Source organism: Enterobacter sp. MGH 24 (assembly GCF_000493015.1).
GTDB lineage: Bacteria > Pseudomonadota > Gammaproteobacteria > Enterobacterales > Enterobacteriaceae > Enterobacter.
The window spans coordinates 68,434-82,018 of the sequence record NZ_KI535657.1; the positions used below are offsets into that span (position 1 = coordinate 68,434).

9 protein-coding genes are annotated in these 13,585 nt (G+C 58.0%); 5 read left to right on the forward strand and 4 right to left on the reverse strand.

Going from position 1 to position 13,585, the window contains the following annotated elements; translation table 11 throughout:
• Positions 1 to 8: 8 nt before the first annotated feature.
• Positions 9 to 2,354, forward strand: coding sequence for an alpha-glucosidase (gene ygjK / locus L370_RS21360; RefSeq protein ID WP_023332974.1), 2,346 nt, complete (start codon positions 9 to 11; stop codon positions 2,352 to 2,354).
• A gap of 279 nt (positions 2,355 to 2,633) precedes the next feature.
• Here ygjK and L370_RS21355 read toward each other — a convergent pair whose 3' ends face one another.
• From L370_RS21355 to aegA, 3 genes are all read right to left on the reverse strand, one after another.
• Complete coding sequence (locus L370_RS21355) at positions 2,634 to 3,677, reverse strand: DUF1176 domain-containing protein (protein WP_023332975.1); 1,044 nt, start codon at positions 3,675 to 3,677, stop codon at positions 2,634 to 2,636.
• 107 nt (positions 3,678 to 3,784) lie between these two features.
• A complete protein-coding gene (gene nudK / locus L370_RS21350) occupies positions 3,785 to 4,372 on the reverse strand; it encodes a GDP-mannose pyrophosphatase NudK (protein WP_023332976.1) in 588 nt (195 codons plus the stop codon).
• A gap of 66 nt (positions 4,373 to 4,438) precedes the next feature.
• Positions 4,439 to 6,415, reverse strand: coding sequence for a formate-dependent uric acid utilization protein AegA (gene aegA, locus L370_RS21345; protein WP_023332977.1), 1,977 nt, complete (start codon positions 6,413 to 6,415; stop codon positions 4,439 to 4,441).
• Positions 6,416 to 6,567: 152 nt separating this feature from the next.
• Between aegA and narQ the strand changes: the two genes are divergently transcribed.
• Together narQ and acrD are read left to right on the forward strand one after the other, a co-directional pair.
• Positions 6,568 to 8,262 (forward strand): nitrate/nitrite two-component system sensor histidine kinase NarQ, encoded by a 1,695-nt coding sequence (gene narQ, locus L370_RS21340; protein ID WP_023332978.1) that lies wholly within the window; start codon positions 6,568 to 6,570, stop codon positions 8,260 to 8,262.
• Positions 8,263 to 8,404: 142 nt separating this feature from the next.
• The gene (gene acrD / locus L370_RS21335; protein WP_023332979.1) at positions 8,405 to 11,518 is read left to right on the forward strand and encodes a multidrug efflux RND transporter permease AcrD; all 3,114 of its coding nucleotides are present in this window, start codon (positions 8,405 to 8,407) and stop codon (positions 11,516 to 11,518) included.
• A 109-nt stretch (positions 11,519 to 11,627) separates the two neighbouring features.
• On the opposite strand, the gene ypfM is transcribed toward acrD, so the two are convergent.
• A complete protein-coding gene (gene ypfM / locus L370_RS23315; RefSeq protein ID WP_015572204.1) occupies positions 11,628 to 11,687 on the reverse strand; it encodes a protein YpfM in 60 nt (19 codons plus the stop codon).
• 387 nt (positions 11,688 to 12,074) lie between these two features.
• Between ypfM and L370_RS21330 the strand changes: the two genes are divergently transcribed.
• Together L370_RS21330 and dapE are read left to right on the forward strand one after the other, a co-directional pair.
• Positions 12,075 to 12,425, forward strand: coding sequence for an ArsC family reductase (locus tag L370_RS21330; RefSeq protein WP_023332980.1), 351 nt, complete (start codon positions 12,075 to 12,077; stop codon positions 12,423 to 12,425).
• 10 nt (positions 12,426 to 12,435) lie between these two features.
• Positions 12,436 to 13,563: a succinyl-diaminopimelate desuccinylase gene (gene dapE / locus L370_RS21325; RefSeq protein WP_023332981.1), complete on the forward strand. Its 1,128-nt coding sequence runs from the start codon at positions 12,436 to 12,438 to the stop codon at positions 13,561 to 13,563.
• Positions 13,564 to 13,585 lie beyond the last annotated feature (22 nt).

Sequence of the window (13,585 nt, forward strand, 5' to 3'; positions counted from 1 at the left end):
CTTCCGATATGAAACTCAGCCTTACACCGCTGGCCTGCGCGCTGGCGCTCAGCTTTTCGGCTCACGCCGCCGCTCCTGCTGATTTTAAAAACGTCATCAACCGTTCCGGTGCGCCGGAATACATGCACGATTTCGACGCTGACGACCACCAGCGTTTCAATCCCTTTTTCGATTTGGGTGCCTGGCATGGTCATTTGCTGCCGGACGGGCCGCAGACCCAGGGAGGATTTCCCGGCGTAGCGCTGCTCACCGAAGAGTACATTAACTTTATGGCGACCAATTTCGATCGCCTGAGCGTGTATCAGAACGGCAAAAAAGTCGATTTTACCCTTGAGGCCTACAGCATTCCCGGCGCGCTGGTGCAGAAGCTGAACGCAAAAGATGTGCAGATCGCGATGACGCTGCGCTTTGCCTCCGCGCGCACCTCGCTGCTGGAAACCCGCATCATCAGCAAGACACCGCTCGACCTGGTATGGGACGGCGAACTGCTGGAGAAGCTGGAGGCCAAAGAGGGCAAACCGCTGTCGAATAAGACCATCGACGGCGCGTATCCGGATTACCAGCGCAGGCTGGTCCCCACGCGTGACGGCCTGAAGGTGACCTTTGGCAAAGTGCGCTCCACCTGGGATCTGCTGACCTCCGGCAGTTCCGAATATCAGGTTCATAAATCCCTCCCCGTTGACACCACCGTCGACGGGCATCGCTTTACCAGCCGGGCGCACGTTACCGGCAGCACCACGCTGTATACCACCTATTCCCATCTGCTGAATGCCGATGAGGTAAAGCACGAGCAGGTGCAGATCCGCGATATTCTGGCGCGCCCGGCCTTCTATATGACGGCCTCGCAGCAGCGCTGGGAAGGCTATTTGCAGAAAGGGCTAACCAACCCTGATGCGACGCCAGAGCAAACCCGCGTGGCGGTGAAGGCCATCGAAACGCTGAACGGCAACTGGCGCTCGCCGGGCGGCGCGGTGCGCTATAACACGGTGACGCCATCCGTCACCGGACGTTGGTTCTCCGGCAACCAGACCTGGCCGTGGGATACCTGGAAACAGGCGTTTGCCATGTCGCATTTCAATCCGGAAATCGCCAAAGAGAACATTCGTGCGGTCTTTTCCTGGCAAATCAGACCCGACGATCCGGTTCGCCCGCAGGATGCCGGTTTTGTGCCGGACCTCATCGCCTGGAACCTGAGCCCGGAACGCGGCGGCGACGGCGGCAACTGGAATGAGCGTAATACCAAACCGAGCCTGGCGGCGTGGTCGGTGATGGAGGTGTACAACACCACGCAGGATAAGGCCTGGCTGGCGGAAATGTATCCTAAACTGGTGGCCTATCACGACTGGTGGCTGCGCAACCGCGACCACAACGGCAACGGCGTGCCGGAGTACGGTGCGACGCGCGACAAGGCCCATAACACCGCCGGCGGCGACATGCTCTTCACGGTGAAAAAAGGCGACAAAGAAGAATCCCTCTCCGGGCTGAAGAATTACGCCAGGGTCATCGACAAGGGCCATTACGACAGTCTGGAGATCCCGGCGCAGGTTGCGGCCTCGTGGGAATCAGGGCGCGATGACGCCGCCGTATTCGGTTTTATCGATCAATCCCAGCTGGATAAATACATCGCAAACGGCGGCAAGCGCAGCGACTGGACGGTGAGGTTTGCCGAAAACCGCGACAAAGAGGGCAAGCTGTTGGGCTACTCGCTGTTGCAGGAGTCCGTCGACCAGGCGAGCTATATGTACAGCGACAATCACTATCTGGCGCAGATGGCGAGTCTGCTGGGTAAGGAGCAGGAGGCCAGCCGCTACCGTCAGCTGGCGGATAGGCTCGCTAGCTACATCAATACCTGCATGTTCGATGCGAAGAGCGGCTTTTACTATGACATCCGCATTGAGGATAAACCGCTGTCGAACGGCTGTGCGGGCAAACCGATCGTCGAACGCGGTAAAGGGCCGGAAGGCTGGTCGCCGCTGTTTAACGGTGCAGCCACGCAGGAGCATGCGGATGCCGTGGTGAAGGTGATGCTGGATCCGAAAGAGTTCAACACGTACGTGCCGCTCGGAACTGCCGCGCTAACCAACCCGGCATTTGGTCCGGATATCTACTGGCGCGGCCGGGTCTGGGTCGACCAGTTCTGGTTTGGGCTGAAAGGGATGGAACGCTATGGCTACCGGGAACAGGCGCAAACGCTGGCGGAAAGCTTCTTTAAGCACGCAAAGGGGTTAACGTCCGACGGCCCGATTCAGGAAAACTACAATCCGCTGACCGGGGCACAGCAAGGCGCGCCTAATTTCTCGTGGAGTGCGGCGCACCTTTACATGCTGTACAACGACTTCTTCCGTAAACAGTAACGGGGAGCTGTCTGCTTTGCCGGGTGGCGCTATCGCTTACCCGGCCTACGGTTTGAGCTTTTGCAGGCCGCAGGATTCGTAGGCCGGGTAAGGCCAAGCCGCCACCCGACACATTGTCACAGGCCGCAGGATTGGCAGGCCGGGAAAGGCCAAGCCCCCCCGGCACATTGTCACAGGCCGCAAGATTCGTAGGCCGGGAAAGGCCAAGCCCCCTCCGGCACATTGTCACAGACCGCAAGATTCGTAGGCCGGGTAAGGCGAAGCCGCCACTCGGCAAAACTACCGCGTGATCCACAGCGTGGGCCAGGCATCTGGCCCGTTCCAGCTGTCGCAGCTGGGCTCCTCGGCGTAGCGCACCAGGCGGAAACGCTGGCCGTCAAACCGCCAGCGCGTCTGGATCCCGCAATCGCCCATACCGCGCCCCAGCGCGAGCGTTGTCAGCTCGCGCGTCTTCTCATCAAAGCTGGCGTTCATCAACTCCATTTCACTGTCGTCGCTTGACGGCGTAAACGGCAGACGCAGCCTGACGCTGCGTGTGGTGAACGGTTTTTTACGTGATACCAGCCATGCCAGATCGACCGTATTATAGGCCCCCGCCTCGCAACTGACGATCAGCAACGCTTTGTCATCCGTCAACGCGGTGACGCGCACTTCCCGGCGGTTAGGATCCAGCGAGCACTGGCTGCTGTTCATCCGTCCGGTACCATAGTCCAGCAGGTCGTTCAGTTCGGCGTGGGAGAGTGGCGTCGGGGTCGGGTTGACGACCGCCACCTCTTTTAAGGCGGGAGCAGGCGGAACGCTTAACGGCGGATCGTCACCTTTTCTGATCCACGCGGTTTCGCTGCCGACGCGCTTTTGCTGCGCATCAATGAACAGCAGCGCGGCTTTCAGACCGCTCAGTGAAATGACCTGCTTACCGCCGCGCAGGGTCAGGGCCTTCCCTTCCTGGATGTTTTTCAGAAAGGCGGTGATGGTGGCCGCATCGTCCGTTTTCAGATGCCAGGGCGTGAGCTGCCAGCGCTGTTTGTCCAGCTTCAGGGGAACGTTATCCAGCAGCAGCCGGGGGGCAATCTCTGGCTCTTTGACCGACGGCGTATCAAGACCGCCAAGATCGATGCGCAGCGTGGCATCCGTTTTCGCCCCGGCGCTTCGGGTGAGCGTCATGACCAGACCACGGTGTTCACCCGTATTGCGCGCAAGGCAAAAGTTCTGGTTATTGCAGGTCACCTGCCAGTCAGAGAAGGCTTGCTGCGCAGGTGCAGCCCGCACCTGCGGCGCAAGGAGCACACAAAACAGGGAAATTAAAAAGACGCTGTAGCGCATGAATGGCACAATCCCGGAACGAAAACGCTTAACTGGGCAGTATCTTCGTGTTCCCGCCGGGGTTGCTCAATCGGATTTATCAGATATACCCGAAAAACAGACTACATTCATTCGAAAGCAGCGTTCATTAACCCGGTTGTCTGTAAATACTGCAGTAATATCACTGCCTTACCATCCCTGATTTCGCCTGAACGCATCATCTCCAGCGCCCGGGAAAAAGGAAGCTCCAGCACTTCGATATCTTCATCCTCAACGCCTCCGCCCCGGTGGGTGCGCTGCGCGTCGCTGTACTCCGCAATGAAGAAATGGATGAGCTCCGTCACGCCGCCCGGTGACATAAACAGCTCAAAGACTTTTTTGACCTCGCCCACTTCGAAGCCGGTTTCTTCTACGGCCTCTTTGCGGATACAAACTTCCGGCTCATCATCATCGAGCAGGCCCGCGCAGGTTTCAATCAGACGTCCGTCGGGGTTGCCATTGACCCATGTCGCCACCCTGAACTGACGGATCAGCACCACGCTCTGCTTTTCACGATTATAGAGCAGAATGGTTGCTCCGTTGCCGCGGTCGTAGACCTCGCGCTTGTGGCGGATCACTTCACCGTTGTTACGCGTAAGATCATAGGTGATGTTACGCAGGACAAAGTAGTTTTCAGAGAGAATTTTGTCTTTGATAACGTTAATTTTCAGGGTCATACGGGCTCCACAACACAATGAGTCGTCCTATACTACGCCGTGAATCCCGCTTTGTCGCCCGCCGGTTTAATGATGTTTTGGTGCGTTAACCCCAAGCCAGTCAAGTATTCCTTGCGCCGCATGACGCCCTTCCGCCATGGCGGTTACCACCAGATCCGCGCCGCGTACCGCATCGCCCCCGGCGAAGATCTGTGGGTTGGTCGTCTGGTAACGGTAACGGCTCTCAACGGAGGCAACGATCCGCCCCCAGTCATCCGTTTCGACACCCTGCTCCTGCAGCCACGGCATCGCGTGCGGGTTAAAACCAAACGCCATGATGACCGCATCTGCGGCCATCACAAATTCGCTGCCCGCCACGGGAACGGGCCGACGCCGTCCCTGCGCGTCCGGCTCTCCGAGCTCGGTACGCAGCATCCGGATACCGTTGACCTTTCCGTCAGGATCCAGCGTCAGCTCAACCGGCTGGACGTTAAATTCAAACGTCGCGCCCTCTTCTCTGGCATTCTTCACCTCTTTCTTCGAGCCCGGCATGTTGGCCTCATCCCGACGATAGGCGCAGGTCACCTTCGCCGCACCGTGGCGTAACGCGGTGCGGACGCAGTCCATCGCGGTATCGCCCCCGCCAAGCACCACCACGTTTAAGCCCTGGGTGTCGATGAACGGTTCGCTGGCCGTCGCCGCCAGCCCCATAACGTGCCGCGTGTTGCCCACCAGGAAAGGCAGCGCGTCATAGACCCCCGGCGCGTCTTCATGCGGGATACCTGCCTTCATCGAGCGGTAGGTTCCCACCCCTATAAACAGGGCGTCGTAATCGTTCTTTAACTGCGACATCGACACGTCCTGACCCACCTCGCAGTTCAGCTCGAAGCGGATCCCCATCGCGGTAAATATCTCTCTGCGCCGCGCGAGCAGCGATTTGTCCAGCTTGAATGCCGGGATGCCAAAGGTCAGCAATCCGCCGATTTCCGGATGCCGGTCATAGACCGTCACGCTCACGCCGCTGCGCACCAACACGTCGGCGCACGCCAGCCCGGCGGGCCCCGCGCCGACGATCGCGACGCGTTTACCCGACGGCGTGACGGCGGACATATCCGGCCGCCAGCCCATTGCCAGCGCCCGATCGGAGATATAGCGCTCGATGTTACCGATGGTCACGGATCCCGTCTCTTCACGTATTGTGCAGGCACCTTCGCATAATCGGTCCTGCGGGCAGACGCGGCCGGTAATTTCAGGTAAACAGTTGGTCTGATGCGAAAGCTCGACCGCGCCGGTGATATCCCCCGCGTTGAGGCGCTCAATCCACTGCGGGATGTGGTTATGCAGCGGGCAGGTCCATTCGCAAATGCTGTGCTCACCACATTTCAGGCAGCGCGACGCCTCGCGGGCGGCCTGCCCGGCCCGAAACGGCAGGTAAATTTCGTTAAAATGGCCCACGCGCTCTGCGGCAGCGAGTTTGTCTGGCTCGCCGCGTGGCGCCGTCGCGTGCATCTGCTGCAGTTTGGTGCGCGGAGCATCTTCTCCGACGACCTCCGCATGCCAGGGCTGCGCCTCCAGGCAGGCCGTGCGCTGTCGGCGCGATTTCGCCAGCGTATCAAGGACAGCGGGCGTCGCCAGTGAGAGGACATCTGCCGGGCAATTTTCGATACAGGCCGGGCCGTGTGGCCGCCTCAGACAGAGATCGCATTTGTTCGCCGAGGCCTTCACGCTGCCGTTGTCGAGCGGGGTGACGATAATCTCCATCGTGCCAAACGGGCAGGTCACCGCGCAGGCCTTACAGCCGATGCATTTTTGTTGATTCACCTGTACGCTGTCATCGCATTTACTGATGGCGCCGTTCGGGCAGCTTTGCGCGCAGGGTGCATTTTCACAGTGATGACAGGTGACGGGGTGTCGCTTGTCGCCGGCTCTCAGGACCGTAATGCGGGGATGAAAATGGCGCTCGCTCAGGACGTGCTGCTCATCGTTGTGCGCCATCACGCAGGCCACTTCGCAGGCGCGACACCCAATGCACTGCTGGCTGTTAGCCATAATAAAACGATTCATAACCACACCTGTTTTTGGTTCAATAACCTTATTCTTTGTATGAATAAGGTATTTACGCATCACGGCGCGATCGGGCAATGTTCAAATGCCCGGAATGCCGAATTATTTACAGTGAACCTGTAGCAGATCAATTTTATTCAGAGAGCCGTTCTGTGACCGTTAAACGACCCGTTTCCGGAAGCCTTGCCTGGGCTTTCTTTTCGATCATTGTCTTATCCGTGCTGACCAGCACCGTCGCCCTGCTGACGCTGGCCAGCAGCCAGCGTGACGCCGAAGCCATTAATATCGCGGGTTCTCTGCGCATGCAGAGCTATCGTCTGGGCTACGAGATGCAGCGCAACAGCCCTTCCCTTGCCGCACATCGCGACAGCTGGCAACAGACGCTGAGTGCGCCTGCACTGCAGAAGCTGAACCGCTGGTACGTCCCGGACAATGTCAAAGCGCGCTACCAGCAGCTGCACGTGGCCTGGCTGGAGATGGATGCACACATCGCTCGCGGCGACAGCGCATGGTATCAAACCCATATTGAGGATTTTGTTGGCCGTATTGACGCCTTTGTGCTCGCCCTCCAGCACTACACCGAACATAAAATTCAGACGGTGACCCTGCTCTCGCTGGCGGGCGCTCTCGGGATCCTGCTCCTGACGCTGTTTACCCTGCGACGCATCCGTCGCCAGGTGGTGGTGCCGCTTAACAATCTGGTGGCGGCCAGCGAACGGGTTGAGCGTGGGGAATTTGCAACCCCGGCGCCGGATACCGCCCTGCCGAACGAGCTGGGCCAACTCTCTCGCGCCTTCAACCACATGTCAGCCGAGCTCGCGACGCTCTACCGTTCGCTCGAAGCCTCGGTCGCGGAGAAGACGCGGCATCTGCATGAAGCCCACCAGCAGCTCGACATGCTGTTCAAGTGCTCGCAGGCGCTGAATACCGGTCAGATAGACAGCCACTGCTTCCGGCATATCCTGCAGATTGTTCATGACTATACGCAGATGAATTATCTCGAACTGCGCACCAGCGACGACTGGCGGCTGTGTGAAGGGACGGAGTCTGAGGGCATCCCTCTGCAAAACCTGCCGGTACTGATGCAGGACACCCTTTACGGCGAGCTGCGCTGGCAAAGCGAGACGGACAGCGTCCCCCTTCCGCTGATGAGAAGCGTGGCGACCATGCTCGGGCGCGGGCTGTATTTTAACCAGGCGCAAAAACATTACCAGCAGCTGCTGCTGATGGAAGAGCGCGCCACCATTGCCCGCGAGCTGCACGATTCGCTGGCGCAGGTGCTGTCCTATTGGCGCATTCAGCTGGCGCTGCTCAAGCGCGCCGTGCCCCAGGACAATACTCCGGCGCAGACTATCATCTCCGACTTCTCCCGCGAGCTGAACAATGCCTGGCAGCAGCTTCGCGAGCTGCTCACCACCTTCCGCCTGACGCTGAACCACGCGAATTTACCCGCGGCGCTGCAGGAGTCGCTCGACGTCCTGCAGAGCCAGACGCAGGCGAAGCTGCATCTTGACTGTCGCCTCTCCTCGCTGGCGCTGGACGCGCAAAAGCAGGTGCATTTATTGCAGATCGTGCGTGAGGCCGTGCTGAACGCCATTAAGCACGCGCAGGCCAGCGAAATCGCGGTGAACTGCGTGACCGCAGCGGACGGGACGCACAGCGTCAGCATTCGTGACAACGGCATCGGGATTGGCGAAGCCAGCGAGCCGCCGGGACACTACGGGCTGAACATTATGCGCGAACGCGCGCAACGGCTCGGAGGAAGGCTGCACTTTTCGCAGCCGCAAAACGGCGGCACGCTGGTCAGCGTGACGTTCCCGGTGCCCGCGCCGTTAACGGGTAAATAACGGTAAAGAGGGAAGCGCAGGGAAAAGCGCATGATAATTTACATTATCTCCTTTATTTCTCCACGTTTGACCTGGGCCTTACCGCTAAAGTTATGCGGACAATAAACAATAATGACGTGCAGCAAAACGAGGTCACACTTTCATGGCGAATTTTTTCATCGATCGCCCCATTTTTGCCTGGGTGCTTGCCATCCTGTTGTGCCTGACAGGCGTCCTGGCAATTACGTCACTTCCTGTTGAGCAATACCCCGATCTGGCGCCACCTAACGTGCGCGTCACCGCAAACTACCCCGGCGCTTCCGCACAAACGCTGGAAAACACCGTGACGCAGGTTATCGAGCAGAACATGACGGGTCTGGATAACCTGATGTACATGTCCTCGCAAAGTAGCGCCACGGGTCAGGCGACGGTGACCCTGAGCTTTAAGGCGGGCACCGACCCGGACGAAGCGGTGCAGCAGGTCCAAAACCAGCTGCAGTCTGCCATGCGCAAGCTGCCCCAGGCAGTGCAGAATCAGGGCGTGACCGTGCGTAAAACCGGTGATACCAACATTTTGACCATCGCGTTTGTCTCGACAGATGGCTCGATGGATAAGCAGGACATTGCGGACTACGTCGCCAGTAATATTCAGGACCCACTCAGCCGGATTAACGGCGTCGGGGATATCGACGCTTACGGCTCACAGTACTCAATGCGCATCTGGCTCGATCCCAACAAGTTGAACAGCTACCAGATGACGGCAACCGACGTGACGGATGCCATTAAAGCCCAGAACGCCCAGATTGCGGTGGGGCAACTGGGGGGAACGCCGTCCGTCGATAAACAGGCCCTGAATGCCACCATTAATTCGCAATCCCTGCTGCAGACGCCGGACCAGTTTCGCAACATCACCCTGCGCGTGAATCAGGACGGGTCGGAAGTGCGTCTGGGCGATGTCGCTACGGTGGAAATGGGGGCGGAAAAATACGACTACCTGAGCCGCTTTAACGGCAATCAGGCCTCCGGTCTGGGAATTAAACTGGCCTCCGGCGCAAACGAAATGGCCACGGCGAAACTGGTGCTGGACCGCCTGGACGAACTTTCACAGTATTTCCCGCACGGGCTGGAGTACAAAGTCGCCTATGAAACCACCTCCTTCGTTAAAGCGTCGATTGAGGACGTGGTGAAGACCCTGCTGGAAGCCATCGCGCTGGTGTTCCTGGTGATGTACCTGTTCCTGCAAAACTTCCGCGCGACGCTGATCCCCACCATTGCCGTCCCGGTGGTGCTGCTGGGGACCTTTGCGGTGCTTTACGCGTTCGGGTACAGCATTAACACCCTGACGATGTTTGCGATGGTGCTGGCGATTGGCCTTCTGGTGGATGATGCCATCGTGGTGGTTGAAAACGTCGAGCGCATCATGAGCGAAGAAGGTCTCTCACCGCGCCAGGCGACGCGAAAATCCATGGGGCAAATTCAGGGGGCGTTAGTCGGTATTGCGATGGTGCTGTCGGCCGTCTTTATCCCGATGGCCTTCTTTGGCGGCACCACCGGGGCGATTTACCGTCAGTTCTCGATAACCATCGTCTCGGCGATGGTGCTCTCCGTGCTGGTGGCGCTGATCCTTACCCCCGCGCTGTGCGCCACCATTCTGAAACCGCTGCACAAAGGGGAGCAGCACGGGCAAAAAGGGTTCTTCGGCTGGTTTAACCGGATGTTCAACCGCAATGCCGCGCGGTATGAATCTGCCGTCGGTGGCGTGCTCCATCGCAGCCTGCGCTGGATGATGATTTACGTTGTGCTGCTGGGCGGCATGGTCTGGCTGTTTATGCATCTCCCCACCTCGTTTCTGCCCATGGAAGACCGGGGAATGTTCACCACCTCGGTGCAGCTCCCGAGCGGCGCAACGCAGCAGCAGACGCTGAAAGTGGTCCAGAAAGTGGAGCAGTACTTCTTCACCAAAGAGAAAGATAACGTGGTGTCCGTCTTCTCCACCGTGGGCTCTGGCCCGGGCGGAAACGGGCAGAACGTCGCCCGCATGTTCGTCCGCCTGAAGGACTGGGACGAGCGCGATACCAGAACGGGCACCTCGTTTGCCATCATTGAGCGCGCGACCAAAGCCTTTGCGCACATTAAAGAAGCGCGCGTCTTCGCCAGCAGCCCGCCGGCGATAAGCGGGCTGGGTAGCTCTGCGGGCTTTGATATGGAGCTGCAGGATCACGCCGGCGCGGGCCACACGGCGCTGATGGCGGCACGCGACAAGCTGTTAGCGCTGGCGGGCAACGATCCGGGTCTGACCCGCGTTCGCCATAACGGCCTCGACGACAGCCCGCAGCTGCAGGTGGATATCGATCAGCGTAAAGCGCAGGCGCTGGGCGTCTCGATCAACGATATCAATGACACCCTGCAAACGGCATGGGGCTCGAGCTATGTGAATGACTTTATGGATCGCGGCCGCGTGAAAAAAGTGTATGTCCAGTCCGCCGCGCCGTTCCGCATGCTGCCGGATGATATAAACCGCTGGTTTGTCAGGAATAACGCTGGCGGCATGGTGCCGTTCTCCGCGTTCGCCACCTCGCACTGGGAGAGCGGTTCGCCGCGTCTGGAGCGCTATAACGGCTACTCTGCGGTTGAAATCGTCGGGGAAGCCGCGCCGGGAGTGAGTACCGGTACCGCCATGGACACCATGGAAAAACTGGTGCAGCAGCTGCCTGCCGGCTTTGGTCTCGAGTGGACGGCCATGTCCTACCAGGAACGTCTCTCCGGGGCACAGGCCCCCGCCCTTTACGCGCTCTCTCTGCTGGTGGTCTTCCTCTGCCTGGCCGCACTGTATGAAAGCTGGTCGGTCCCGTTCTCCGTCATGCTGGTCGTGCCGCTTGGGGTTATCGGTGCGCTGCTGGCGACCTGGATGCGCGGCCTCGAGAACGACGTTTACTTCCAGGTGGGGCTGCTCACCGTGATTGGGCTATCGGCGAAAAACGCCATTCTGATCGTTGAGTTTGCCAACGAGATGAATGCCAAAGGCCACGAGCTGATGGCCGCCACGCTGCACGCCTGCCGTCAGCGCTTACGCCCGATCCTGATGACGTCGCTGGCGTTTGTCTTTGGCGTACTGCCGATGGCGACCAGTACGGGCGCAGGCTCCAGCAGCCAGCATGCCGTCGGGACGGGGGTCATGGGCGGCATGATTTCGGCCACCGTTCTGGCCATTTACTTCGTGCCGTTGTTCTTTGTGCTGGTGCGTCGCCGCTTCCCGTTAAAGGAACGGGCTGAGTAAGTGATTGAAATAAAAAAAGGCGGCTTTATCGGCCGCCTTTTTATTGTGTGATTAATTCACACTATGGTTATTTTACTTATTTTAGTGCTCTTGCAATTCTTACTGAATGTCATTTACGAAGCATGCCTTCGATAAAATCTTTCCAGTTCCCCAGTTCACGTTCAATCATAATAACCTCTCTTATTATTATGCGCATTCTACAAAAACGGACCATCATTGTGAAGACTATTTAACCAATTGCTGTGATTGTACCCCACGTCCTGCGGGGATTTATGATAAATATGAACGGAGAGGACTCAATTTTTTGTGACGACTAGCAATATTTTGAAATAACCCTACGGACGGGTGAGTTTTATTTTACCCGCTGAGTTTATTCGAAATTTAAACCTTATGGACATCTATGCTTAAATGATGAAAGAATATTCAGCGTACAGTTGTGAGTTGAATTAAGAAGACGTGTAAATCCAGACAATTCCTGAATGTGTTATATTCTACTTAAGGATATATCTTCGAATTTACTGAACATTTAATCATCATTAGGTCAAAAGGATTCACCATGGTTGTGATGTACGGCATTAAAAATTGTGACACCATCAAAAAAGCCCGCCGCTGGCTGGAAGCAAACGGCGTGGAGTACCGCTTCCACGATTACCGTGCAGACGGGCTTGATGCAGAATTTCTGCATAGCGCGATCGGCGAACTGGGGTGGGAAGCCCTGCTGAATACCCGCGGCACCACCTGGCGTAAACTGGACGAATCTCTGCGCGCCAGCATCAACAATGCCGACAGCGCGGCAAAACTGATGCTCGAGATGCCGGCAATTATCAAACGCCCATTGCTCTGCGCGCCAGGGCAGCCTATGCTGCTGGGTTTCAGTGAAACCCTTTATTCCGACTTTTTTCGTTGAGGTGTAGTTTATGTCATGCCCGGTCATTGAGCTGACTCAGCAGCTTATTCGCCGTCCTTCCCTTAGCCCGGACGACGCAGGTTGTCAGGCACTTATGATTGAGCGCCTGCGTGCCATCGGTTTCACCGTTGAACGCATGGATTTTGGCGATACCCAGAACTTCTGGGCGTGGCGCGGCCAGGGTGAAACGCTGGCCTTTGCCGGGCATACTGACGTCGTTCCCGCCGGTGACGCGGATCGCTGGATTAACCCGCCGTTTGAACCGACCATCCGCGATGGCATGCTGTTTGGTCGCGGCGCGGCAGACATGAAAGGCTCTCTGGCGGCGATGGTCGTGGCGGCAGAGCGCTTTGTGGCTCAGCATCCAAACCACAAAAACCGTCTGGCGTTTTTAATCACCTCCGACGAAGAAGCCAGTGCCCATAACGGTACCGTGAAGGTCGTTGAAGCACTGATGGCGCGTAACGAGCGTCTCGACTACTGTCTGGTCGGTGAGCCGTCCAGTACCGAAGTGGTGGGTGATGTTGTCAAAAACGGGCGCCGTGGCTCGCTGACCTGTAACCTGACCATTCACGGCGTTCAGGGGCACGTTGCTTACCCGCATCTGGCCGATAACCCGGTCCATCGCGCTGCGCCAATGCTGAGCGAACTGGTGGGCATCGAGTGGGATAAAGGCAACGAATTCTTCCCGCCAACCAGCATGCAGATTGCGAACGTCAAGGCCGGGACCGGCAGCAACAACGTGATCCCGGGCGATTACTTCGTTCAGTTTAACTTCCGCTTCAGCACCGAACTGACCGATGAGATGATCAAGGCGCGCGTTGTCGCCCTGCTGGAAAAATATCAGCTGCGCTACACCGTGGAGTGGTGGCTTTCCGGCCAGCCGTTCCTGACGCAGCGCGGTAATCTGGTGGATGCGGTGGTGAACGCCATTGAGCACTATAATGAAATTAAGCCACAGCTGCTGACAACGGGTGGCACCTCAGACGGACGCTTTATCGCCCGTATGGGCGCCCAGGTTGTCGAACTGGGTCCAGTGAACGCAACCATTCATAAAATAAATGAGTGTGTCAATGCGGCAGATTTGCAACTGCTGGCCCGTATGTATCAACGTATTATGGAGCAACTCGTCGCCTGACGAACGCTCTGAGAGGAATAGC

Bases quoted from the DNA above. Each gene is read 5' to 3' on its own strand.
- acrD (WP_023332979.1), top strand. From the start codon at position 8,405: ATGGCGAATTTTTTCATCGATCGCCCCATTTTTGCCTGGGTGCTTGCC.
- nudK (WP_023332976.1), bottom strand. From the start codon at position 4,372: ATGACCCTGAAAATTAACGTTATCAAAGACAAAATTCTCTCTGAAAAC.
- ygjK (WP_023332974.1), top strand. From the start codon at position 9: ATGAAACTCAGCCTTACACCGCTGGCCTGCGCGCTGGCGCTCAGCTTT.
- L370_RS21330 (WP_023332980.1), top strand. From the start codon at position 12,075: ATGGTTGTGATGTACGGCATTAAAAATTGTGACACCATCAAAAAAGCC.
- L370_RS21355 (WP_023332975.1), bottom strand. From the start codon at position 3,677: ATGCGCTACAGCGTCTTTTTAATTTCCCTGTTTTGTGTGCTCCTTGCG.
- aegA (WP_023332977.1), bottom strand. From the start codon at position 6,415: ATGAATCGTTTTATTATGGCTAACAGCCAGCAGTGCATTGGGTGTCGC.
- dapE (WP_023332981.1), top strand. From the start codon at position 12,436: ATGTCATGCCCGGTCATTGAGCTGACTCAGCAGCTTATTCGCCGTCCT.